This window comes from Halospina sp. K52047b (assembly GCF_008709855.1).
Classification (GTDB): domain Bacteria; phylum Pseudomonadota; class Gammaproteobacteria; order Pseudomonadales; family Oleiphilaceae; genus Halospina; species Halospina utahensis_B.
Map to the genome: position 1 here is coordinate 21836 of NZ_VYJH01000004.1, position 23115 is coordinate 44950.

The following is a 23115-nucleotide window of genomic DNA, read 5'->3' on the forward strand; positions in this document are numbered from 1 at the left end:
TACTTACCTACCTTGGTGTCAGGGTGATCACCACCCGTCGATTCCCTGCCCGGTCCTCGGGCGAATCATTACTGAACCTGGGTTCCGCCGCGCCCCGACCTTCGGGCCATAGCCGCCCCTCCAGCGACGCCCGCTCGCTCATGAAGTCAGCAACGGCTGTGGCACGCGCCAGTGACAGATGCCAGTTGGAGGGGTACCGGTCGCTGCTGATCGGGATGTCGTCGGTATGCCCCGTCACCTGGATCAGACTGTCGGTGCCTTCCAGGGCACGGGCAATCTTGCCCAGCAACGGCATGCTGGATTCATGGATGGCAGCGGAACCAGGGGCAAACAGCCCCTCGTTGCCAAGAATCAGACTGGCACGATTACCCTCCGACTCCAGCTGTACCAGGCCCCGTTCCATCTCGGTCCCCAGAATCTGTTCCAGATAGCGCGTATCCGGCCCTTGCGCGTCAGCATCGCCGGCGGGCGGTGCTTCCGGAACACCAATACCGGCAAGCCGCTCGGCAACCGGTTCCGTATACTGCCCCAGGACATGGCTCAGCCCCAGATAGGTGATCAGCAGCACACCACCGGCAATGGCTCCCAGTGACCAGAGCGGTACCCGGTGAACCGGATTGGTCCCGGTAAAAAGGCGTTTCTCCCATTCGGTGTCAAACGGCTGACCCTGGGCCTCATTCTCACGGGTGATTTCCCGGTACAGACCATTGCGCAGGACTTCCAGCTGTTCCGAACCACGCTCCTCCACCCGGAACCGACCCCGGAACCCCAGTGCCAGGCACAGGTACTGGAGGCGCAGCAGTGGCCGGTTGCCCTCGCGCCTCGCCCGGTCCACACGCTCGAAGAAATGCGTCCCTGCCCAGGTCTGGGAATGGAACTCCGAGAGCAGCGAACTGGCCGCCCAGTCGCTGGCCTGCCCCCAGTCACTGTGCAGCACCAGCTCATCGATCAGCGCACACAGGCAGTAGGACGCGGTATCCACCGTGTCCGGCGTGACATCATGGCCGGCAAGCGCCTGCTGGTACTCGGCAACCAGCCCCGTGCACTGGCGTTTGAGTGCGGCCACATCCGCCACACCGGAGGCCCGCCCCAGCCGGTCAGCCAGCGACAGAAGGCGGGAAGCTTCATCGCAGACGGGATCCAGCCGGGTTGAAGGCAGGCGCAGGTCGGAGGATTCCGGCGCGGGCCTGGGAGCCGCCACCCGGGTTCCGTCCCCGTCACCGCCCGGCTGGGGTTGGCTCCTTGCCCCGGGGCGGGGTTTTACAACGGTCTGATCCGTCATGACCCTGTTTCCTCAATCCGTGACTAGCGGCGTATGGCCCAGAGTTCCAGTTCCAGGCCCGGATAATTACCGGAGACGTGCACCGCCAGGCCACCACTGTGCTGCAGCTGGCGCCAGCGCTCACCGCCACTCTCCAGCATGAAATAGTGATAGCCCGCATGGTACGGGATCTGGCGTGGCGCCACCGGCAGAGCACTGACGGGAATACCGGGGAGATGGCTGTTCACCAGTTCGCGGATATGCTCCACGGGCCCGAGCTTGATCTGGGCAGGCAGACGCCGCCGCACTTCCTCCGTGCTGAGATCCGTGCGAACCGCCAATACCAACTGGGCGCTTTCCAGAAGCGACTTGTCGTTCAGCGGCGCGACCCGGATGCCGTAATCCGCCTCCTCGAGCTTGAGCGCCACCGCGGTCTCTTCCAGCACGGTGCTCAGGGACTGGCTGAGCACCGCCCCCAGATCACCAAAGGTCTCAGTGAGGGATTCATGATGGTAGCGCGGCAGTTCCGGGGGCCGTTTTTCGTTGCGGGTGAAGGTCGAGAGCTCTCCCGCCAGGGTAACCAGCGTGCGGTAGAGTTCCTCCGGATGAACACCGGGGCTTTCGGCACAGTGCTCCAGTGCGGGCTGCCAGCGGTTCAGGGTCTGCAGCATCATGATGTCGAAAAGGGTCTTTGACTGCTGGTTACCCTTCTGCATGCGACCAGCCAGCGCATCGCCTCGCTGGCGGATCATGGCGAGGGTTTCATTGAGCAGCGAAGTGAGCGCTGGTATGCGACCAACGTCCAGACAGGGCGGAATGAAGTGGCGGTCCAGGCGAACCTCTTTCTCGTTGGCCACTTCAATGATCCGGGCCACGGGAATCGCCACATAGCCTGCCATGTCTTCACGCCCCAGCCGCAGGCACGGGTTGAGGCGGGCGAGCCCCACCGTTTCCGGCTCATGCTCGGCAAGCGCCTCATCGGTGAGGGCGGCATCCCTGATTACAAAGCGGGCGACCGCCCCCTCGCCCTCTCCGGCGATGTTGGTGCCACTCTGGCGCTCGCTCGGCAGCGCCAGGTAAACCACCTCATCGCGGGCGTCCGCGGGCACCTCAAGGACCAGCCCGGCGTTGTCATCCAGACTGAAGGGCATCCCGTCCGGGAACACCCCGCTGGCGCTGACCACACCCAGCTGCCCCAGGTTCAGTTGCTGCTCATCCAGGCTCAGTTCGCTCACACCGTACCCATACGGCGCCATGTGAAAGTGGCGGAGCCGGGCCGCGTGGTAGAGAAAGCGATCCTGCTGCTGGAAGTGCTGGGGCCGGAGGAGCATGCCCTCCGACCAGGCCACCCTGGCCATTGCATCCGTCATGGTTACTCCGTTCAGTCGTCCCTGTCCCTGATCTCGACTCCGTCCACCCGGAGATCAATCCCGGGTACGAAGAAGATCCCGTCCGTTGGCCGGGTCACGCGCCAGCGGGCATCGTCAATATTGCGAAAAGCGGCGGTTACGCCCAGATATCGGGTTCCCTCCTGCAGCGCCCTCTCGGTTTGCCAGCTCCCACCCGGGCGCAGCATGGTTTCCTCCATCCCCACCAGGTCCTCGCCAAGAGCAGCCTCCGGATCGTCATGCAGAGCATCAAACCCTGCATCCCGGAAGGCGTCCCGGCTCCTGAGCTCATAGACACGAAGCAGCACCGGGGAGGGCCGCTCTCCGGAATCCGGATTGACCGACTCCCCGGCTGTCACACGCACATCAGCCACTGGATGGAAAAAGGCGCATCCACCCAGCATCAGGACCATCGCCAGAATCAAGCCTGAACGCATTATCGATTCCCTTCCGCTTCCTGTTCCCGAATAGCGGCCTCGTAGGCCTCGGCAAACACCGGGCTACGCATCATGCGCTCGGTGTCACCCCATTCCTCGCGTTGCCAGTCACGCCTGGCCATCAGCTCCCCATAGGCCCGGGCACGGCTTACCAGGTCCCATTTCGGCGGGCGTGTCGCGGCGGGCCCCTCGGTCCCGTCCGCCAGCAGTTCCCCGACCACGGCCTCGACGCCCCTGAGCATGGCCCGGTCATGCCCCCGTATGTCGGAGAACGCATCCTCAACCGCGCGCTGTGACGGCATGAAGGCTGCACTGCGACGCACAAGCAACGCCTCAACAGCATCCTCGGGGCTTGCGGAGAACTTCAGGGGATTGTTTTCGCGGCGCTCGAAGAGGGTCTGCTCGACGCGCAGGGACTGTTTCTCACGGGCACGCTGACGCAGCAGCGTCATCAGTTGATCCAGCAGAAGCCGGGTCAGTCCACCCAGCTCCCGCTGAACTTCGTCGGAAAGCGTCTGTCCCGCCATGGACTCCATTCCCAGCGCCTCGAGGAAAGGGCGGAGGTCACCCTGGGGCTCATCGCTTTCGCGGCCGTCGCTCTGCGGGGCAGTGGCACCGTCCTGCCACTGCCAGTCCGAGGGGATTGAAACATCGGGCAGCGTGACATGACTGTCCATGGGGTCTGAGGCGTCTTCGAGATCCGCCATCGGGTTGGAAATGGAGGCGCTGTCCGGAGCCGGTGTCGGTACCGATTCCGGCACGGGGCTTGCCACCGCTGCTGGTTCCGGGGCTACAGCCGGGCGTTCAACCGCCACGCTGATCTCATAATCCCCGAGGGTCATGCAGTCCCCGTCACTCAGGGCGGTCTCCCCGTCCTGACCCAGCGGACTTTCCGAATGATTGAGGAACAGACCGTTGGTGGAGCAGTCGCGCAGGTGAAAGGCTCCGTCACGGAAGACAATTTCCCCGTGAACGGACGACACGACGCGTTCAGGATCCGGCAGGTGCCAGTCGCAGTCTTCGGAACGCCCGAAGGTGTACCGTCGCTCAGCGCCAAAGCGGCACTGGCTGGTAACGGTCGGCGAGAGTCGCTGGTAGCTCGTTATGGCAAGTGCCAATTCCATTGGCCCCTCCTGTCCCTGGACCCGGTTCCCCGGGGTCATCCTGATGTTCTTCCCTGCGTCCGCCCCTGATCGTCTGCTGCCGTTCAGCATTCAGGCACGATTACGATGCGAACAGCGCGAATGCTATTGAGTCCCCATAAGGCTGTCAATGCCCTGCATCACACCTTAAGACTTCCGCATTGACCGCGTAAGTCGCCCTTGGCTAGACTCCTCCGCGCTACTGCAAGGAAAGGGATTCCGGCATGGACGCAACACGGATTCAGCCCCACACGGACAAGATCGGGGCGGACAACCATACCCTCACAGGCACTCCCGAGCGCCACCCGCGGCTGAACCAGCGCCTCAAGGACCGCTACCGGATCGAGGCACTGATCGCCTCGGGCGGCATGAGTGATGTTTACCGGGCCGTGGACGAAAACCTTGAACGGGCCGGTTCCAATGACTGCCAGGTGGCGGTCAAGATCCTTCGCCAGGCCCTGACACACGACCCCGACGCCGTATCGATGCTGGCCCGGGAAGCCGCCCGCTCCATGCGTCTGGCCCACCCCAACATCATCCGGGTCAAGGACCTCGAGCAGGACGGCGAGACCTGGTTCATCGTGATGGAACTTCTGGAAGGAGAACCACTTTCCCGCCTCATCCAGCGCCACCGGCCGAGAGGGCTGCCCTGGAAAGGCTGTCGCTGGATCATCCGCCAGGTTCAGGATGCGCTCCGCTACTCCCATGACCAGGGCATTGTCCATGCCGACCTCAAACCCTCCAACGTCTTCCTGACGCGGGACGGTCAGGTGAAGCTGCTGGATTTCGGGGTGGCCCGCGCCCTCAAGCCCCAGCGCCAGATGGAGGATTACCTCGCGCCACGCCAGCAGGACGAGACCCGGATGTTCGGCTACACCCCGGCCTACGCCTCGCCCTCCCTGATGGCCGGCAACGAGCCCACGGCCCGGGATGACCTGTACGCGCTGGCCTGCATCACCTACGAACTGGTTAGCACCCGCCACCCGTTTGACCGGCGGGAACTGACCGACGCCGAAAGGGCCGATTACCCCCTTAAGCGCCCCAGACACCTCCCCAGGCGCGTCTGGCGCGTTATCCGGCCCCTGCTGCGCCAGAGCAACCCGGACTCAAGCATGGCCACCTGGGCACGCGCGGTCAGCCCCCCGCGCTGGCGGGTCCCCGTGGCCGCGGCCACCGGCGGACTTCTGGCCAGCCTGACCCTGGCCGGCGCCCATGCCGGCCTGGGCATGGGCACCGACAAGAATCTGTCCTTCGAGGACCGTCTCGAGGATCTGGGGTTGCTGTCTGACGAAACCGGGGCCCGCCAGGTCCTGACCACCCTCCCCGCGCTTCCGGAACTGGCACGCCATGCCGTGCTGAGGCAACGCGAACCCATGCTGAGCAACTACTACACCCGGGCCATCGAGCAGGGGACCCAAGCCCTTCAGGAGGGCGAACTTGAACGGATTCCGGAAACGCTCGACACGGTTGCAAAAGCCGAACAGCATTACCCGAATCACGCCACCATCACCGAGTACCGCGAGCAGTTCCTGCAGCGTCGCGCCTCACTGGTGAACGCCCTGCAGGACCAGTGGCGCCAGCAACTGGCCCGGGGTGACTTCATGGCAGGGGACACGCTCCAATCCCTGACAGACCTTCATGACCGCCTTGCCCTGCTGGCAGCGGAAATCCCGGAACCGGGTCCGGACATCAGGGGGAACTATCGAGCCGCGCTTGAGCGTGCCATGGCGCAACACGACACGTCCGGGCTCGCGAACCTGGTGGCGATGGGCGACAGGGTATTCCGGAAGGATCAGAATCTTGCGGCCCTCCTGGCCTGGGCCCGTGTGCAGGCTGGTCTATCGCTGGGCAAGACGGCCCCGGAGGCTGCCACGCGGGCGCCGGAACAGCAATTGAAGAGGCTGGAAGAAGCGATTGCTGAGGCCGGGAGCGTCGCGGAACTGGATGCTGTCTTCAAGCAAGTACAGGCCCTGACCGGTGATACAGAGAACACAGCCGGATTGCGTGAATTGCGCCAGAGCCTAGCGAACCGCTACATGCAGCAGGCACGGGAAAGACTGGATGAGCGGCGGCTGGAATCAGCCGGCCCCCTTCTGGAGCGGGCGACCAACCTGGCGCGGCAGGCCCAGGCATCGCCCTGAATCCCGCGCCTCAGCCGTGTTTCTGCTTCATACTTTCCAGCAGATCCACGTACTGCTGCATGGCATCCTCGGAGCCGGTGCCCTTGAGCTTTTCCCAGGCGCTGTACTTGGCCCGGCCCACCTGATCCAGCATGCCGGGCTTCTTGCCCTTCACATCGCCTTCGGTGGCCTGCTTGTACAGTGCATAGAACTGGAGCTTGAGGTCATTGGAGGGTTTGAAGTCCCCCTCCGCGGTCTGGACGTAGTTGACGGCTTCGTCGAACTGCTGTTTCAGGTCACTCATGCGCTACCTCTTTGTTATCGGTCGTTTTCCCGGAAACTACCAGAAAAACCCATGAATGACACTGGCCGTTACTCCCGCACCTGTGTGCTGGTGGTGGAACCGGGATCGTAGGTACGGTTCTGGAATCCGGGGTACTGGACCTGCGGCGGCGTTGCGGGTCTGTCCATGATGGGCCCGATCAACTGCTCCCACTGGCGTTCCAGCTGGCTCCGCTCCAGATTCAGGGCCCGGCGCAGATCATCACTCAGGTACACAGGCTCCACCAGGACCTCCGTATCCGGGCCTACCAGGCCAGCGGAGGGCGGCCCCAACGCACCCCGGATGGTGGTGTCCCCCAGCTGTTCCTCGCCCACCGGTGTGAACTGGATGCTTTCAGGAGTCGAGCGCTCACGCGGGGTAGCCAGGGTGCTTTCACCATCCTCGGCAGCCTCCTGTGCCCACAGCGCACCTGTAAACGCCATCATGAGGCCGCTGAGCCAGTAAACGTGACTGCGGTGTTGGGCCGGCATACCGGATGCTCCCTATCCAGCGGATTCAGAGCCCCATGATACCGCGCCTGCGGTCAGAAAATCGCCAACACGCTCGCATTCCCGGCATTCAGGGATAATCAATCGCCGTGATGATCCACAGCCGTTCGCCGTCGCTGGTGTTCTGCACTACTTCGTCATCCAGGCGTTTCCGCAACATGGCCCTGGCAAAGGGCGCATCCACGCTCAGCAGCCCCTGGCTCACATCGAACTCATCAGGCCCGACCAGACGGTAGCGTACCTCCTCGCCCGTTTCGTCGTCCTCCAGCGTGACCCAGGCACCGAAGAAGACACGGCTGGTGTCATGGGGAGACTCCCGCACCACCGTCAGCTCGTCCAGGCGTTTGCTGAGAAAGCGCACCCGGCTGTCGATTTCGCGCAGCTGCTTTTTGCCGTAGATGTACTCGGCATTCTCGGAACGGTCCCCCTGAGCGGCCGCCTCCTTGACGGCCTGAGTCACCGCCGGGCGTTTCTCTTTCCAGAGATAGCGCAGCTCCTCTCGCAGGGCCCTTTCGCCCTCGGGTGTGATGTAAAGGGAACCGCGTTCGCGCGGTGGCCGGTAACGCCCCATGACTCCTCCCGTGGATCACTGGCCCATAATGGCGGTTGTTAGGTTGTGCACTCTAATCATTCGCAGTAGTCTTCCGCCAGACTGAAGCAGGAACCCAATCAGAGGTGATTCCCATGGATACCAAGAAACTGACAGCAGTGGCGCTGAACGGCCTTGATCGTGTCGGCTATGAACTCGAAAACTTCGGCATCACCAACCGGGTCAACCGTCATACCCTGGCGGCCCTGATGATGGCTGAAAAGAACCGGTTCGAGGGAGAAATGGACAGCCTGAACGCCCGCACGGCACGCTACCGGGCGATCGCCGAGAATGCGGCCGAACTGGCGTTCCGCCCGGCTCGCGCCGCGACCGAAACAGTCCGCGGCCTGATCAGTGGCAAGAGCGCCTGACCCCGTCAGGCCCCTGTTACTGCTCCCGTTCGCCACTGTCCCCGGACGGTGGCTGAGCCGGGAGATAGAGCGTGACCTTGAGCCCCGGCCTTTCGGCACCGGGCTCGGCATCCGACAGGCCAATATGGCCCTCGTGCAGCTCCACCACGGCACTCACCAGACTGAGCCCGAGTCCGTTACCGGGCTGTGACCGGCTCTTGCCCACCCGGTAGAAGCGACCAAAGATGTTCTCCTTTTCGTGGTCCGGCACGCCATCGCCGCTGTCCGCCACCTCCAGGACCGCCTGACCGCCTTCACGCCGCACCGCCACCCCGATACGCCCCCCTTCGTCGGTGTACTTGATGGCGTTGTCGATCAGGTTGCTGACCGCCTGGAACAGAAGGTCCCGGTCGCCAAGCAGCGACACCTCCTCCCCGACCTCATAGTCAAGAACCTGGTCTTTCTCCTCGGCCAGTGCCTCGTAGAGTTCAACCGCATCCGTTACCAGTGTGCCCAGCTCCAGCGGCTCGCTCTGCAGCGTCTTGCCACCGGTCTCCAGCCGCGCAATGCGCAGCAGGGCGTTGAAGGTCCCGAGCAGCTGGTCCGCTTCGGCCACGGCCTCGCCCACCTGGTCCTGGACATCGGGGTCCTTGAGATTGATCAGGGTATTCTCGAGCTGACTCCGGAGCCGGGTCAGTGGTGTCCGCAGGTCGTGGGCAATGCTGTCTGATACATGCCGGATGCCTTCCATCAGGTACTCGATGCGGTCGAGCATCTGGTTGAGATTGTCCGCCAGCTGGTCAAAGTCGTCCTGAGTCCCGCGCGTGGGCACACGCTGGGAAAGATCGCCGTGCATGATCCGGTAGGCGGTCTGGTTGATCACCTCGATCCGCCGCGTGGTGCTCCGGCTCATGAGGAAACCGCCGATCAGCGCCAGACCCAGGGAAATCCCCATTCCCCAGTTCATGGCCGTCTCGATCAGGCTTTTAACACGGGTGAGTTCGCTGATGTCCTGCCCCACGAGCAGGCGCAGTCCGCCCTGGACCTCGAACACCCGCGCCCTGGCCCGTCGCTCTTCATCCTCATAGCCCATGGACTCATCCAGGGTGAAGTCGATCCAGCCGTTGTCCGTGCGTGCGCTCTCCGGCCACTTGGGCAGGTTGCCGGCAAGCTTGAGATAGTCTTCGGTGGCAAAAAGGTACAGGGACTGGCCGTCCGGATCGCGTGCCACCCGTTCCCGTACCACGTTCATCAGGCCATTGATGCCACGTGACCGGTACTGCTCCGCCAGACCGGCGATTTCCGCCTCAATGGTCTGGTCGGTCTGCTCCATCATGAACCCGGCAGTGCGCCAGTAGATGAACGCCAGCAGTATGAACACGGAGGTGGCGAACACCACCATGTAGAGCATCGCGACCTGGAACGTGGAGGTTCGGAGCTGGCTAAGTATCGTCACGAAGCATGTACCCGGCGCCACGGATGGTCTGCAGCAACGGTTTCTCGAACCCCTTGTCGATCTTGGAACGCAGGCGGCTGATGTGCACATCAATGACGTTGGTCTGCGGGTCGAAGTGGTAGTCCCAGACCTTCTCCAGCAGCATGGTGCGGGTCACCACCTGATCGGCATGGCGCATCAGGTATTCCAGCAGCCGGAACTCGCGGGGCTGGACGTCGATGTTCATGCCATTGCGTTTGACGGTCCTGGCCAGCAGGTCCATCTCCAGGTCCGCCACTTTCAGCACCGTTTCGGTCTCGCCACCGCTGCGGGCCCGCCGCGCGAGCACATCCAGCCGAGCCAGCAGCTCAGTGAAGGAGAACGGCTTGGTGAGGTAGTCATCACCGCCTCCGCGCAGTCCTTCCACCCGGGCGTCCACATCACCCAGCGCGCTCAGGATCAGCACCGGGGTCTGGTTGCCGGTGGCACGGATGGTCTTGATGATGTTGAGGCCATCCATTCCCGGCAGCATCCGGTCGATGATCATCACGTCGTAGTCCCCCGACGCTGCCATGGTCATGCCTTCCTTGCCGTCGGTGGCATGGTCGACCACATAGTCGCTCTCACGGAGCCCCTTGTTCAGATAATCCGCCACATCCTGATCGTCTTCAATCACCAGTACACGCACCCCGAAATCCCCCTTTTCAAAAGGCTATGAAAAACATTAACAGATCGCCTGCAGGTTACGGGCGAGGTACCTTACCGGCAAAGTTACCATGTTTTAAGGCTGATAGGCCCCAAACAGAAAGGCCGCTCCCGGAGGAGCGGCCTTTTTCAACAGATGCGCGACTGACGGCGGCGCTCAGGCCACCATGCTGGTGCGGATCTTCTTCATGGCGTTTTTCTCGAGCTGGCGGATCCTTTCGGCGGAAACGCCATACTCATCGGCCAGCTCATGCAGGGTGGCCTTGTTCTCACCAAGCCAGCGCCGGCGCAGGATATCCTGACTGCGTTCGTCCAGCGCCGACAGAGCGTGGCCGAGCCGTTCACTGGAGTCCTGACTCCAGTCGGCCTGCTCCAGCTGAGTGGCAGGGTCCTGGCGCTTGTCGTCCAGATAGTGAACGGGCGCCTGCCAGCCAGTCTCGTCGTCATCATCCGTCGGCGCATCAAAAGCCATATCGTGGGAGGCCATACGGCCTTCCATCTCACGGACAACCTTCGGTTCAACGCCCAGATCCTTCGCCACGGCCTCGGTCTCATCGTTGTTGAGCCAAGCCAGACGCTTCTTGGAGCTGCGCAGATTGAAGAACAGCTTCCGCTGAGCCTTGGTGGTGGCCACTTTCACGATGCGCCAGTTGCGCAGGATGAACTCGTGGATCTCGGCCTTGATCCAGTGCACGGCAAAGGAAACCAGGCGCACGCCATAGCCCGGATCAAAGCGCTTGACCGCCTTCATCAGGCCAACGTTGCCCTCCTGGATCAGGTCCGCCTGGGCCAGGCCATACCCGGAATAGCTGCGTGCAATGTGAACCACAAACCGCAGATGCGACAGAACCATCTGCCGTGCGGCTTCGATATCCCCGTGCTCCTGAAACCGCTGGGCCAGGTTCTGTTCCTCGTCCACGCTCAGGACCGGAATCTGGCTGACGGTCTGGATGTAGCTCTCCAGGTTGGCACCCGGCACCAGATTGTGACTGAGCTGAAGTTCTGTACCCATGGTGCTCCCCCTCTGTTCATTGTCTCCCGACAAAGAGTCTGAATCCAATATATGATCATTTAATACGTTTTCAAGCCCCGTATGTCTATACGGAGTATCCCGGACAGGGGATCATTCCGGTTCCACGGCCCGGAGATGACGGTGCACCGCCCACCAGGCCCCGAGCCATCCCAGCACAACAGCGCAGCCGAGCAGAAGAACCACTTCATCGATGCCCGGCCTCTGGAGTTCAAACCCACTGTTGTAGAGCTCCGCCAGGCGACCAACCGGACCGCTCAGCCACCAGAATGCCACTTCCACCAGCCACCACGCCAGCAGCCCCCCCAGTGCGCCGTACCAGAGGCCGGTGTAGAGGAAAGGCCGGCGCACGAAACTGTCCGTGCCTCCCACCAGGCGTGCCACGATGATCTCGCGACGACGGCTCTCGATCGCCAGGCGGACGGTATTGGCAATGACCAGAACCACGCCCACCACGAGCAGCAGCGCCAGCGCCTGAGTGGCCCGGCCGAGCACCTCCGCCATGGCGTTGAGACGCTGCAACCAGGCCAGATCCAGCTTTACCTCGTCGACTCCGTCCGCCTGACGCAGGCGTTCCGCCAGGTCTTCCAGAGCAGAGGCTTCCCGGTAGGCACGGTCCGGCGTCAGCACCAGGGTATGCGGCAACGGATTTCCATCCAGAAAGTCCAGCGTGCCGCTGAGTCCTTTGCTGGAGCGCATGGTTTCCATGGCCTCATCCCGCGGGATGACCGTCACATCACCCACCGCGGCGTTCTCAATCCAACGGTCGGCCAGTGCCTCCGCCCGCTCTATGCCCGCGTCCGGGGTGAGATAGACACTCAGGCGGCCAGCCTGCTCCCAGCCGCCACCAATCTGCTGGATGCTGGCCATAATCAGGAACAGGGCCGTGGGCAGGGCCAGCGCAATCCCCATAACAAGCCCTGTCATCAGGCTGGACAGCGGTGCGTTGCGCAGGCGGGCCGCACTGTCGCGCGCTGAGCGCCGGTGGTGGCTGAACCAGCTGCGGAGCTGGTCCCGCCAGGGCGTGCGGGCTTTGGCGGCACCACGGGAGGTCTGCTGGCGTGTTTCAGCCATGCCGGGTCTCCAGCGCCGTCGGCAGACCATCCTGAACCAGTTCACCACCGGAAAGCTCCAGCGTGCGCTGAGCCATGGTCTCAATCAGTCCGATATCATGGGTCGCCACCATCACGCAGACGCCCACCCGACTGAACTCCCGGAACAGGTCCATGATCTCGGAAGAAAGGGCCGGATCCAGGTTACCCGTCGGCTCGTCCGCCAGCAGCAGTGGCGGCTTGTTCACCACCGCCCGGGCAATGCCCACACGCTGCTGCTCGCCGCCAGAGAGGCTGATGGGATTGAGCTGCTCCTTTTTCAGCAGGCCCACCTTGTCCAACGCCGCCCGCACACGCCGGCCAATCTCGTTGGGCGGCACGCCCGTCACCTGCAGGGGCATGGCCACGTTATCGAAGACGGTGCGGTCAAAAAGCAGCTGGTGATCCTGGAAGACAACCCCGATATGGCGGCGGATATAGGGAATGCGCCGGCGCGGGGTCTTCTCCAGCGCCTGCCCACCCACCAGGACCTGGCCAGCAGTGGCGCGCTCCATCAGCATGATAAGCTTGAGCAGGGTGCTCTTGCCGGCGCCGGAATGGCCGGTGAGAAACGCCATTTCACCGCGCCCGAGCGCGAAGCTCACACCCCGCAGCGCCGTGAACTGCTGCTCATAGCGCTTGGTTACCTGGCGGAATTCAATCATCGCGCCTCATCTTCCGGGAGCCGGATCATTCCCGACCGTCGAACAGCGCCTGCACAAACTCGTCCGCGGCGAAGGGGCGCAGGTCGTCGGCCGTCTCACCCACGCCGATGTAGCGTATCGGCAGTCCCAACTGACGCGCAATGGCGAAGATGATGCCACCCTTGGCGGTGCCGTCGAGCTTGGTCAGGGTCACACCGCTCACGCCCACAGCCTCCTGGAACGTCTGGGCCTGGCTGAGCGCGTTCTGGCCGGTGCCCGCATCCAGAACCAGCATGATCTCGTGCGGTGCCTCGGGGTCGAGTTTCTTCATGACCCGAACGACCTTGGCCAGCTCGTTCATCAGGTTGTCCTTGTTCTGGAGCCGGCCGGCGGTATCGGCGATCAGCACGTCCGTGCCCTTGGACTGGGCGGACTCCAGCGCGTCATAGATGACGGAAGCGCTGTCGGAGCCGGTGTGCTGGGCCACCACCGGCACGTTATTACGCTCACCCCAGACCTGGAGCTGCTCCACGGCAGCGGCACGGAAGGTGTCACCGGCCGCCAGCATCACACTCTTGCCATCCCTCTGGTAGCGCTGTGCCAGCTTGCCGATGGTGGTGGTCTTGCCCACACCATTCACGCCGACCATCAGGATCACGAAGGGCTTGTTCTCCGTCTCCGGTTCCAGGGGCGTGGTGCAGGGCTCCAGAATGCCGTGCAGCTCCTCGCGCAGGGCCTGGAAGAGCGCGTCCGAATCCCTGAGTTCGCTGCGTTCGAGCTTTTCCGTGAGGCTGTCGATGATCTCGGTGGTCGCCGTCATCCCCACGTCGGCGGTGAGCAGCAGGTTCTCGATCTCCTCGAGCAGGTCCCGGTCGATCTTCTTGTTGCTGGCAAACAGGCCGGCCAGGCCGTCCGCCAGCTGGCCACGGGTACGGCCCAGGCCCTCGCGCATGCGCTGGAAGAAGCTGACCGGCTCCTCGGGTTCCGGTTCGGGAGCCGGGGCCGGTTCAGCCTCAGCAGGCGCCGGCTCTGCAGGTGCTTCCACCTCGGGAACCTGTGCCGGCGCTTCTGCCGCTGACTCCCGTTGCTGGCGTTCAGGCGGCCTGGGCGGCCTCGGAATCTGCTGCCGGCTTCGCACCAGGTCCACCACAAACCAGGCGACAAGAAGCACGAAGAGGGCGTTGAAAATCAGTTCTGCGTTCATGGCGTTCAATCCTGCCCATGGTTCATCGGTGCCATTGGCCGACCATCGGGGAAACTGGTCGGGCGCGGTCAAGGCGGGTTATTCTACCGGCCCGCAACAGGGCCGTCCAAAAAGCGAACACAGCATGGCATCACGCAACCAGCGCCGGGGCCGGCGTAACGACCAGGGCCAGGTCCGCCTGATCGGCGGTGAATGGCGCCGCCGCACACTCACCTTCCCTGCCGTGGACGGCGTCCGCCCCACGCCGGACCGGGTGCGCGAGACCCTGTTCAACTGGCTCATGCCGGTCCTGCCGGGCAGCCACTGCCTGGACCTGTTCGCCGGCAGCGGGGCCCTTGGGCTCGAGGCCCTGTCACGCGGGGCAGAGAGCGTGACCTTTGTGGAGCAGAGCGCCGACCTGAGCCGTGCACTCCATCAGAACCTGACCACCCTCGAGGCAAGCGGAGGGTCCGTGACCAGGCAGGACGTCCTGAACTGGCTCAGGACGCCGGAACAAACCAGGCCCTACCGGATTGTGTTCATGGACCCGCCCTTCCGGGCCGGCCTGATCGAACCGGTCTGTCAGGCCCTGGCAGCCTCCGGCCTGCTCGCGGACAATGCCCGCGTCTATGTGGAACACGAAAGCGATCACGAACCCTCTGTGCCGCCGGACTGGACTCTGGCCCGGCGCAAACAGGCGGGCCAGGTCGCCTACAGCCTGTTCGAGGTGGCCTGACCCATGCCGGAACTGCCCGAAGTCGAAACCACCCGGCGCGGTGTCGCTCCCTGGCTGGAGGGTGTGACGCCCCCGGAGGTGCGTATCCACAACCCATCCCTGCGCTGGCCTATTCCGGCGGACTTACCGGAGCAGCTGATCGGCACGCCCATCACCGCGGTGGGCCGGCGCGCCAAGTACCTGCTCCTGCGCAATGCACGCGGCACCGCCCTGGTTCACCTGGGCATGTCCGGCAGCCTGCGCCTGAGCCCGCCGGAGGAACCCCGTCGGCCCCACGACCATGTGGAGATACCGCTGGCGGAACGGATTCTGCGGTTCAACGACCCGCGCCGCTTCGGGGCCTGGCTCTGGAGCACGGACCCGGAACAGCACCCATTGCTCGCAAAGCTCGGCCCGGAGCCACTGGAGCCGGACTTTGACGGCGACCACCTGTACCGGCTGAGCCGGGGGCGCCGGGCCTCGGTCAAGGCGTTCATCATGGACGCGGCGATCGTGGTGGGCGTGGGCAACATCTACGCCTCCGAGGCCCTGTTCATGGCCGGCATCCACCCCCAGCGCCCGGCCGGCCGCGTGGGTCGGGCGCGCTACCGCAGGCTGGCGGAGGCCATCCGCGAGGTTCTGGCGAATGCCATTGAGCTGGGTGGCACCACCCTGCGCGACTTTACGGACAGCCAGGGCAACCCCGGTTACTTCCGTCAGTCACTGACTGTCTACGGCCGCGAGGGCGAACCCTGCCACCACTGCGGACAGCCGCTGCGACACCGGGTTATCGGCCAGCGCGGTACAGTCTTCTGCAGCCGCTGTCAGCGCTGAGTCCGCTTCCGATAGCGTCAGGACTTGAAAAAACGCGTATCTGGGCCATAGTGGAGGCAGTATCACACAGTCCCGGAGACACCTGATGAAAAAGCTGAGCACACTGGTTACCGTCGCCCTCCTGAGCGGTTTCATGGCGTTCGCCGGTCCCGCACAGGCCCAGCGCGTTGAGGAGAAACCCTCCGCCCTGGCCATGGTCGGTGACGCCGTCATCGCCCGCCCGCTGCTGCTGGGCGCCACCGTGGTGGGCAGTGTCGTGCATACCGTAACGCTGCCGTTCTCGGCGCTGGGCGGCAATGCCGATGAGGTGGGCGAGACCCTGGTGGTCGGCCCGGCCAAGGCCACCTTCGTGCGCTGCCTGGGCTGCACCCATTCCGGACGCAATGCCGGCGAGGTCGTCAACCCGGGCGATGATTGACTGGGAGCGCATCCAGACCGTCCTGCTCGACATGGACGGCACCCTTCTGGACCTCCACTACGACACGTACTTCTGGCTCACCCATCTCCCGGCCCGCTACGCGGAGACCCGGGGCGTTGAACCGGAGCAGGCCAGCCGGGAAATCCACGAAACCATCCAGAGCCTGAAGGGCTCACTGGAATGGTACTGCCTGGATTTCTGGAGCAACCGCCTGGGCATGGACGTGAGCCAGCTCAAGCACGAGGTGGGGGATCGCATCCGCTTCCGGGCGGACGCGCCGGCCTTCCTGCGCGCGCTGAAAGCGTCCCACTGCCGCACTGTGATCGTTACCAACGCCCACCGTGGCGGACTGGACCTCAAGCGTGAACGCACCGGCCTGGACCAGTGGGTGGATGCCATCCACACCACGCACAGCTTCGGCCGACCCAAGGAAGACCCGGCGTTCTGGCCCGCCCTGCACGCCAGCGAGCCCTTCGACCCGGCGACCACAGTCCTGATCGACGATAACCACACCGCCCTGAGCGCCGCCGAGACCTTCGGCGTCAGGCATCTGTTGAGCATTCACCAGCCTGACAGCCAGCGCGACCCCCTTCCGGAGGGCCGCTGGCCAGCGCTGGAACGCTTCGAGACGCTCCTTCCGATCACACCGCCCCAACCGGTATAATGCTCCCATGAGCAAAAAGGGCGACCAATCCGACTCCAGCTCCGCACGCGTTCGACTCGACAAATGGCTCTGGGCCGCGCGCTTCTTCAAGACCCGCACCCTGGCCCGCGAGGCCATTGAGGGCGGCAAGGTCCGCTACGAGGGCCAACGCCCCAAGGCGGGCAAGTTCGTCACCAGGGGCGCCAGAGTGCAGGTGCACAAGGGCTCGACCACGTTCGAAGTCATCATCGATGAACTCAGCGAGAAGCGCGGCAGCGCCCCCCAGGCCGAGATGCTCTATACCGAGACCGAAGCCAGCAAGGAAAAGCGGGAGGACAACGCCTGGCGCCGTCGCATGATGGTCGCCGCCGAGCACCCACCCGCGCGCCGCCCGAACAAGAAGCAGCGCCGCGAACTGCAGCGCGTGAAAAACCAGATGTCCCATTAGCGAGCCAACATGACCGATACCCTGCAGCGTTTTGTCTTCAACGAGGGCGAGGTCCGTGGCGAGCTCGTGCTGATCGAGGACACCCTCAAGACCGCCCTTGAGGGCCGTGACTACCCAGAGCCCGCCCAGCATCTGCTCGCGCAGAGCCTGAGCGCCGCCGTGCTGCTCGGCGGCGTACTCAAGATGAAGGGCCGCATCAGCCTCCAGGCCAAGGGCCAGGGGCCGGTCACTCTGCTGATGGCGGACTGCAGCAATGAACGCGGCGCGCGCGGGCTCATACACACCGAAGACAGCATCCAGCATGGCTCCATCGGGGAACAGCTCGGCCATGGCCAGCTCGTCATCACCATCGAACCGGAACAGGGCCAGCGCTATCAGGGCATCGTGCCGCTGGAGTCCGAGACCCTGCAGGAATGCCTTCAGGATTACTTCACCCGCTCGGAACAGCTCGACACCCTGATCCTGCTGTTCGCGGACAATGAGCGCGCCGGCGGCCTGATGCTGCAGAAGATGCCCGGCTACGAGACGACCGAGGACGACGATCTCTGGAACCGTCTGACGCACCTGGCCCAGACCACCAGCCAGCAGGAACTGCTCTCGGTGGCGCCAGAGACGCTGCTGCATCGGCTCTTCCACGAGGAATCCATCAGCCTCTACCCCGAGGAGCCGGTTTTCTTCCACTGCCACTGCAGTCGCGAGCGGACCGCCAACGCACTGGAGACCCTGGGCGCCCAGGAGTGCTACGACCTGCTGGCGGAACAGGGCGAGATCAGCGTCGACTGCCAGTTCTGTAACCAGCAGTACCGCTTCGGCCAGGACGACATTGAGGCCCTCTTCGGCCCCCACCAGCGCCACTGACACTGGCCCGGGCACCGCCCGGCACGCTAGAGTAACGCCCTCACTGAACAGCGGAGGGGACCATGGAATACCTGGAATGCGTGGAAAAGACCACCGGCGAGAACCCGGACGCCAGCGTCATCTGGCTGCACGGGCTGGGCGCCAGCGGGCATGACTTCGAGCCCGTAATCCCGCACCTGGGGCTGCCCCAGGACGCGCACGTGCGCTTCGTCTTCCCACACGCCCCACAGATCCCGGTCACCCTCAACGGCGGCATGGTCATGCCCGCCTGGTACGACATCCGTTCACTGGACCGCCACAACGATACCGACGAACAGGGCATTCTCGCCTCCGCCGGCCGCATCCGGGATCTAATCCATCGCGAGATGGAGCGTGGCGTGCCCAGCAACCGCATTGTCATCGCCGGTTTCTCCCAGGGCGGCGCCGTGGCCTACCACACGGCCCTGACCTTCGAGCAGCCCCTGGCCGGGCTTATGGTCCTTTCAGGCTACTTCGCCAGCATCAACCTGACCACGCCCTCCGGGGCCAACAGACAGCTGCCGATCTTCATGGCCCACGGCACCAACGACCCCATGCTGCCCGAATTCCTCGGCCAGGAGGCCCTGGAGCATCTTCGGAAGCTGGGTTACGAGCCCGAGTACCGTACCTACCCCATGGAACATGAGGTATGCCTGGAAGAAATCCAGGCGATCGGGGCCTGGCTGCGGTCCGTGCTCTGAACCGCACGAATGCCGGCGCTATCACTTCCGACAGATTGCCAGAGCCCACGCAGGCGCTCAGAATAGACTGATCGCCTGATCACCTCCTCTGCAGCAGGGACCTGTTTCATGACTCATTCTTTCTCATCCCTTGGCCGCTACCTCTGGATCCCAGCCATCGCACTGTTGATGAGCGGTTGTGACGGGGATCCCGGCAAGAGCTCCGAAACCGCTGAAGCCCAGCCCTTGCGGCCCGCCCGGATGATGACGCTTGAAACGCCCACCGGCCTGGCCTCGCGCCGGTTCAGCGGGCGTGTGGAACCCGCCGAGACCACCACCCTGAGTTTCCGCGTGCCCGGCAAGATCGAAACACTCAGCGCGGATGTGGGTGATGAGGTCGCCGAGGGCGAGGTGCTGGGGAAACTGGATCAGCGGGATTTCCGCCTCAAGGTGAACGAAACCGAGAGCAAACTGGAATCCATCCAGGCCACCCTGAACGAAGCGCGCAAGAACTGGGAACGGGGCAAAGAACTGGTGGATTCCAACGCCATCAGCGACGCCAGGTTCGATCGCCTCGAAAGTGCCTATGAGCAGGCCCGCGCCAAGCGCAACGCCACGCGTGAAGCCCTGGAAACAGCCCGCTCAGCGCTGGATGACACCGTTCTGGAGGCGCCTTTTGATGGGGTGATCAACCGCCGCATGGCGGAGCCGTTCGAGCAGGTCAGCCCGCAGCGCCCAGTGTTCTCGATCGACAACATTGAAACCGTGGAAGTCGAGGTCAGCATCCCGGAACGGCTGATGCAGTTCCGCGACCATCTTAAAGACGTTCATGTATTCATGCCCGTTATGGACAACAAGCGCTTCGACGCACGGGTGGAGAATGTCCGCCTTGATGTCTCGCCGGCCACCCAGGCGTACCCCGTACGGGTTGCGGTCGAGAACCCGGAGCAAGAGCTGCTCCCGGGAATGACCGCCGAAGTCTCGTTCAAGGCCAGTCTCAGGAATACCCCCTGGGATGACAGCTTCCTGGTGCCGGTGGAAGCCATCTTCGAAAAAGCGGACCAACCCCATGTCTGGGTCTGGAATCCGGACTCCGGTAAGGTCACGTCACGCCCGGTCACCACCGAGTCACTGGAGACGGACAGCGTCCGGATCACCGGCCAGCTCGAATCCGGTGAGCAGATCGTGGTGGCCGGCGCGCAACACCTGCAGGAAGGCCAGAAGGTCAAGCGGCTTGAAGGCGGGGTAATTCAGTGATGCTGGCGCAACTGGTGCGCGGCGCGATCAGCCGCAATCGCTTTGTGGGATTCCTGATTCTCCTGATCACCCTGCTCGGGGTCATCGCCTTCACCCGGCTCGGGCAGCTCGAGGACCCTGAGTTCACCATCCGAACCGCCATCGTGATGACCGGCTACCCCGGTGCGGACGCGGAACGGGTGGAACAGCAAGTGACCGAACCACTTGAGAAGCAGATCCAGCAGCTTGGTGAGCTGGAGAGCATTGAGTCGCTGAGCCGCAATGGCACCTCCATTATCTACGTTGAGGTTAAGGACCAGTACGGCGGCCAGCAACTGCGCCAGATCTGGGACGAGCTCAACAAGAAGGTTATAGCAGCCCGCGCCAGCCTGCCCGATTCCGTGCGTGGCCCGCGTGTTGATGACGACTACGGCGACGTTTACAGCATGCTGCTTTCCGTGGAAGGCGCCGACTACAGCTACGCCGAACTCAACGACATTGCAGACCACCTCCAGCAACGCCTGCTGCGGGTTGATGACGTTGCCAAGGTCGACCTGTTCGGCGACCAGGGCGAACGGGTTTTCATTGAAACCAGCCGTTCCAAGATCGCCGAACTGGGCCTGACCCCAGCGCTGGTCGTGAACGCCCTTAACAAGCAGAACGTGGTCGCTCCCAGTGGTTTCACCGAGATGGGATCACGCCGGTTGCGGATCAATACCACTGGCACCTTTGAGGCCGTGGACGACTTGGCCAGGCTGAACATCCGCAGCCCCGTGACCGGTGAACTCGTCCAGCTGCGTGACTTCGCGGAAGTCAGGCGCGGGTACGCCAGCCCGCCCGATGCCAGCCTGCGCCATCAGGGCGAATCCGCCCTGGCTCTGGGCGTCGTGCCGGCCGAGGGGGCCAATGTGGTCGAGCTCACCGAAAGGGTCCAGGCCGAGCTGGACCGTATCGAGGCCAGGATGCCGGTGGGCATTGAGTTCGGTGGCATCGCGCTGCAGTCCGAGGAAGTCGAGCAGGCCGTCGGCGAATTCCTGATCAACCTGGTCACGGCAGTAGCCATTGTGCTGGCAGTCCTGATGGTCTCGCTGGGCCTGCGCACCGGCTTCGTCGTCGGACTGGGGGTGCCCCTGACCATTCTGGGCACCTTTGTGGGCATGTACCTGATGGGCTTTGAACTCCACCGGGTATCACTCGGGGCCCTGGTGATCGTGCTCGGTATGATTGTGGACAATGCCATTGTCATCTCCGAGCTGATGCAGGTAAAAATGCAGCGCGGCACGGAGCGTCTGAAAGCAGCCGCGGAATCCGTGCAGGAAACCGCCTGGCCCCTGCTGGCAGCCACCGCCATAGCGGTCCTCGCATTCGCCCCGATCGCCCTGACCAACACCGCCACGGGCGAGTTCACCCGCTCGCTGTTCTGGGTGGTGGCCATCAGCCTGGCCATTTCCTGGTTGCTCGCGGTTTTTGCCACACCACTGATGAACTACTGGCTACTGGACAGCAAAAGCGGGCTCGGAAACCCCGAGGACCGCGCCTTCTACCAGTGGGTGCACCGTTTGATAACCGCCACACTCCGGCGTCCCTGGATCCTGACAAGCAGTGCCATCATTATCTTTGCCGCCAGTGCTGTGGCGTTCAGCTTCGTGCCACAGACCTTTTTCCCACCGGCCGAACGCTCCCAGTTCATGGTGGATTACTGGCTCCCGGAAGGCAGCCGCATTGAGCAGACCAGCGAGGACATGGCCCGGATTGAGCAACGGCTGATGGAGATGGAACCGGTGACGGACGTCACCGCCTTCATCGGTGAAGGCGCGCCAAGATTCTATCTGCCCATGATCCCGCGAACCCCCAACCCCGCCTTCGGGCAGATCCTGGTTAACGTGGAGACCAAGGAGGACGTTGACCCTGTGATGGCTAAGGTCCGGGAGCATCTGGAAGATGGTTACCCGCAAGCCGAACCCCGGGTGCGAGCGATGCAGCTGGGCGAACCCGTTCGCTTCCCGCTCCAGCTGCGGATCACCGGGCCGGAACGGGAGGAGCTCGTGGATACGGCCGGAAAACTGCAGGCCATCATGGCCGAGCACCCGGGCGTCACGAACCTGCGGCACAACTGGCGCCAGACCCAGCCCCGGGTCACCATCAACGTGGACCAGGACCGGGCCCGTCGCGCCGGGATCACCACCAACAGCATCAACCTGGCCCTGAACACCGCCTTTGCCGGGCAAGGGGTTGGCGTGTTCCGTGAGGGCGATGAGCGTATTCCCATTGTCTGGCGCTTTCCTCTGCCCGAGCGGACCGACCCCTCCGAGCTTGAAACCATGGTTGTCTGGCCGGAAAGCGGCGGCAAGCCTGTCCCGCTCACACAAGTCGCCGATATCGAGCTCGACTGGGAGCGCCCCGTGATCTGGCGGCACAACCGGGAACGGGCGATTACACTGCAAGCAGACCTGGCAAAGGGGTATACCGCGTCCGAGGTGCGCGCCGCCCTGGCACCCGAAATCCAGAAGGTCACGCTTCCCTCTGGGTATGACGCCCAGTGGGACGGCCAGGTTCACCAGTCCGCTGAAGCCCGCGCGGGTGTGCTGAAACCCGTGCCGGTCATCCTTGGGCTGATGGTGCTGGTGCTCATGGCCCAGTTCAACTCGTTCCGGCGCACCCTGCTGGTCATGTTGATGGTGCCGCTGGGGCTGGTGGGCGTCAGTGTCGGGCTTCTGCTGTTCCAGCAGCCCTTTGGTTTCATGGCGCTTCTGGGAACCATGAGCCTGTCCGGCATGATCATCCGCAACGCCGTGGTCATGGTTCAGAAAATGGATATGGCGCTGGCCGAGAGCGGCACGCTGGAAGCCATTGGCGAGGCCGCGACAAGCCGCGTGCGCCCCATCCTTCTGACCGCCGCAACAACCATGCTCGGCATGCTGCCGCTGGCGCTGTCCGGGCCCTTCTGGGCACCCATGGCACTGGCGATCATGTTCGGGCTCGCCTTTGCGGCGATCCTGACCATTCTAGTGCTGCCAGCAGGCTACGTGCGCCTCATGGGAATCCGTCCCCAGGGATGA

Annotated in this window: 24 protein-coding genes; 11 read left to right on the plus strand and 13 right to left on the minus strand. The window is 63.8% G+C overall.

What is annotated here, in order from left to right; all coding sequences use genetic code 11:
- Positions 1-7: 7 nt before the first annotated feature.
- From icmH to tagH, 4 genes are read right to left on the minus strand one after another with little or no spacing between them, the layout of a single operon-like run.
- A complete protein-coding gene (icmH, locus tag F3089_RS06745) occupies positions 8-1282 on the minus strand; it encodes a type IVB secretion system protein IcmH/DotU (RefSeq protein ID WP_151440068.1) in 1275 nt (424 codons plus the stop codon).
- A 23-nt stretch (positions 1283-1305) separates the two neighbouring features.
- Positions 1306-2631, minus strand: a complete 1326-nt coding sequence (gene tssK / locus F3089_RS06750) for a type VI secretion system baseplate subunit TssK (protein WP_151440069.1) — start codon at positions 2629-2631, stop codon at positions 1306-1308.
- 11 nt (positions 2632-2642) lie between these two features.
- A complete protein-coding gene (tssJ, locus tag F3089_RS06755) occupies positions 2643-3086 on the minus strand; it encodes a type VI secretion system lipoprotein TssJ (protein ID WP_151440070.1) in 444 nt (147 codons plus the stop codon).
- The gene (gene tagH / locus F3089_RS06760; protein WP_192497290.1) at positions 3086-4210 is read right to left on the minus strand and encodes a type VI secretion system-associated FHA domain protein TagH; all 1125 of its coding nucleotides are present in this window, start codon (positions 4208-4210) and stop codon (positions 3086-3088) included. The genes tssJ and tagH overlap by 1 nt, the downstream gene beginning before the upstream one ends.
- 242 nt (positions 4211-4452) lie before the next feature.
- Here tagH and F3089_RS06765 point away from each other — a divergent pair, with 242 nt between their 5' ends.
- Positions 4453-6369: a serine/threonine-protein kinase gene (locus tag F3089_RS06765; RefSeq protein ID WP_151440072.1), complete on the plus strand. Its 1917-nt coding sequence runs from the start codon at positions 4453-4455 to the stop codon at positions 6367-6369.
- A 10-nt stretch (positions 6370-6379) separates the two neighbouring features.
- Here the strand turns inward: F3089_RS06765 and F3089_RS06770 are convergent, their stop codons facing one another.
- From F3089_RS06770 to greB, 3 genes are all read right to left on the minus strand, one after another.
- The gene (locus F3089_RS06770; RefSeq protein ID WP_151440073.1) at positions 6380-6652 is read right to left on the minus strand and encodes an acyl-CoA-binding protein; all 273 of its coding nucleotides are present in this window, start codon (positions 6650-6652) and stop codon (positions 6380-6382) included.
- A 68-nt stretch (positions 6653-6720) separates the two neighbouring features.
- On the minus strand, positions 6721-7161 hold the full coding sequence (locus F3089_RS06775; protein WP_151440074.1) for a hypothetical protein: 441 nt from the start codon (positions 7159-7161) through the stop codon (positions 6721-6723).
- Between the two features lie 88 nt (positions 7162-7249).
- Positions 7250-7750 carry a transcription elongation factor GreB gene (greB, locus tag F3089_RS06780; RefSeq protein ID WP_151440075.1) on the minus strand — a complete coding sequence of 167 codons (501 nt, stop codon included), beginning with the start codon at positions 7748-7750 and terminating at the stop codon, positions 7250-7252.
- A gap of 113 nt (positions 7751-7863) precedes the next feature.
- Between greB and F3089_RS06785 the strand changes: the two genes are divergently transcribed.
- On the plus strand, positions 7864-8139 hold the full coding sequence (locus F3089_RS06785; protein ID WP_095616226.1) for a hypothetical protein: 276 nt from the start codon (positions 7864-7866) through the stop codon (positions 8137-8139).
- 16 nt (positions 8140-8155) lie between these two features.
- Here F3089_RS06785 and F3089_RS06790 read toward each other — a convergent pair whose 3' ends face one another.
- The 6 genes from F3089_RS06790 to ftsY all read right to left on the minus strand — a co-directional run bounded on the left by F3089_RS06790 (position 8156) and on the right by ftsY (position 14227).
- Positions 8156-9574, minus strand: coding sequence for a HAMP domain-containing sensor histidine kinase (locus F3089_RS06790; protein ID WP_151440076.1), 1419 nt, complete (start codon positions 9572-9574; stop codon positions 8156-8158).
- Positions 9561-10241: a response regulator gene (locus tag F3089_RS06795; RefSeq protein ID WP_151440077.1), complete on the minus strand. Its 681-nt coding sequence runs from the start codon at positions 10239-10241 to the stop codon at positions 9561-9563. Before F3089_RS06795 ends, F3089_RS06790 begins: the two co-directional genes overlap by 14 nt.
- Positions 10242-10415: 174 nt before the next feature.
- A complete protein-coding gene (gene rpoH, locus F3089_RS06800; protein WP_095616223.1) occupies positions 10416-11270 on the minus strand; it encodes an RNA polymerase sigma factor RpoH in 855 nt (284 codons plus the stop codon).
- 111 nt (positions 11271-11381) lie between these two features.
- The gene (ftsX, locus tag F3089_RS06805; RefSeq protein ID WP_151440078.1) at positions 11382-12362 is read right to left on the minus strand and encodes a permease-like cell division protein FtsX; all 981 of its coding nucleotides are present in this window, start codon (positions 12360-12362) and stop codon (positions 11382-11384) included.
- Positions 12355-13044, minus strand: a complete 690-nt coding sequence (gene ftsE, locus F3089_RS06810) for a cell division ATP-binding protein FtsE (protein ID WP_151440079.1) — start codon at positions 13042-13044, stop codon at positions 12355-12357. The genes ftsX and ftsE overlap by 8 nt, the downstream gene beginning before the upstream one ends.
- A gap of 25 nt (positions 13045-13069) precedes the next feature.
- Positions 13070-14227, minus strand: a complete 1158-nt coding sequence (ftsY, locus tag F3089_RS06815; RefSeq protein WP_151440080.1) for a signal recognition particle-docking protein FtsY — start codon at positions 14225-14227, stop codon at positions 13070-13072.
- A 124-nt stretch (positions 14228-14351) separates the two neighbouring features.
- Here ftsY and rsmD point away from each other — a divergent pair, with 124 nt between their 5' ends.
- From rsmD to F3089_RS06860, 9 genes are all read left to right on the plus strand, one after another.
- Entirely contained in the window at positions 14352-14942 is a 591-nt protein-coding gene (rsmD, locus tag F3089_RS06820; protein WP_151440081.1) for a 16S rRNA (guanine(966)-N(2))-methyltransferase RsmD, read from the plus strand.
- Between the two features lie 3 nt (positions 14943-14945).
- Positions 14946-15755, plus strand: a complete 810-nt coding sequence (mutM, locus tag F3089_RS06825; RefSeq protein WP_151440082.1) for a bifunctional DNA-formamidopyrimidine glycosylase/DNA-(apurinic or apyrimidinic site) lyase — start codon at positions 14946-14948, stop codon at positions 15753-15755.
- Positions 15756-15840: 85 nt separating this feature from the next.
- Positions 15841-16173 carry a hypothetical protein gene (locus tag F3089_RS06830; protein ID WP_151440083.1) on the plus strand — a complete coding sequence of 111 codons (333 nt, stop codon included), beginning with the start codon at positions 15841-15843 and terminating at the stop codon, positions 16171-16173.
- Positions 16166-16837: a GMP/IMP nucleotidase gene (gene yrfG, locus F3089_RS06835; protein ID WP_151440084.1), complete on the plus strand. Its 672-nt coding sequence runs from the start codon at positions 16166-16168 to the stop codon at positions 16835-16837. The genes F3089_RS06830 and yrfG overlap by 8 nt, the downstream gene beginning before the upstream one ends.
- A 7-nt stretch (positions 16838-16844) precedes the next feature.
- Positions 16845-17264, plus strand: coding sequence for an RNA-binding S4 domain-containing protein (locus tag F3089_RS06840; protein ID WP_151440085.1), 420 nt, complete (start codon positions 16845-16847; stop codon positions 17262-17264).
- A 9-nt stretch (positions 17265-17273) separates the two neighbouring features.
- Positions 17274-18122 carry an Hsp33 family molecular chaperone HslO gene (hslO, locus tag F3089_RS06845; RefSeq protein ID WP_151440086.1) on the plus strand — a complete coding sequence of 283 codons (849 nt, stop codon included), beginning with the start codon at positions 17274-17276 and terminating at the stop codon, positions 18120-18122.
- A 62-nt stretch (positions 18123-18184) separates the two neighbouring features.
- On the plus strand, positions 18185-18841 hold the full coding sequence (locus tag F3089_RS06850; protein ID WP_151440087.1) for an alpha/beta hydrolase: 657 nt from the start codon (positions 18185-18187) through the stop codon (positions 18839-18841).
- Positions 18842-18949: 108 nt separating this feature from the next.
- Positions 18950-20077, plus strand: a complete 1128-nt coding sequence (locus F3089_RS06855) for an efflux RND transporter periplasmic adaptor subunit (protein WP_151440088.1) — start codon at positions 18950-18952, stop codon at positions 20075-20077.
- A complete protein-coding gene (locus tag F3089_RS06860) occupies positions 20077-23115 on the plus strand; it encodes an efflux RND transporter permease subunit (protein WP_151440089.1) in 3039 nt (1012 codons plus the stop codon). Before F3089_RS06855 ends, F3089_RS06860 begins: the two co-directional genes overlap by 1 nt.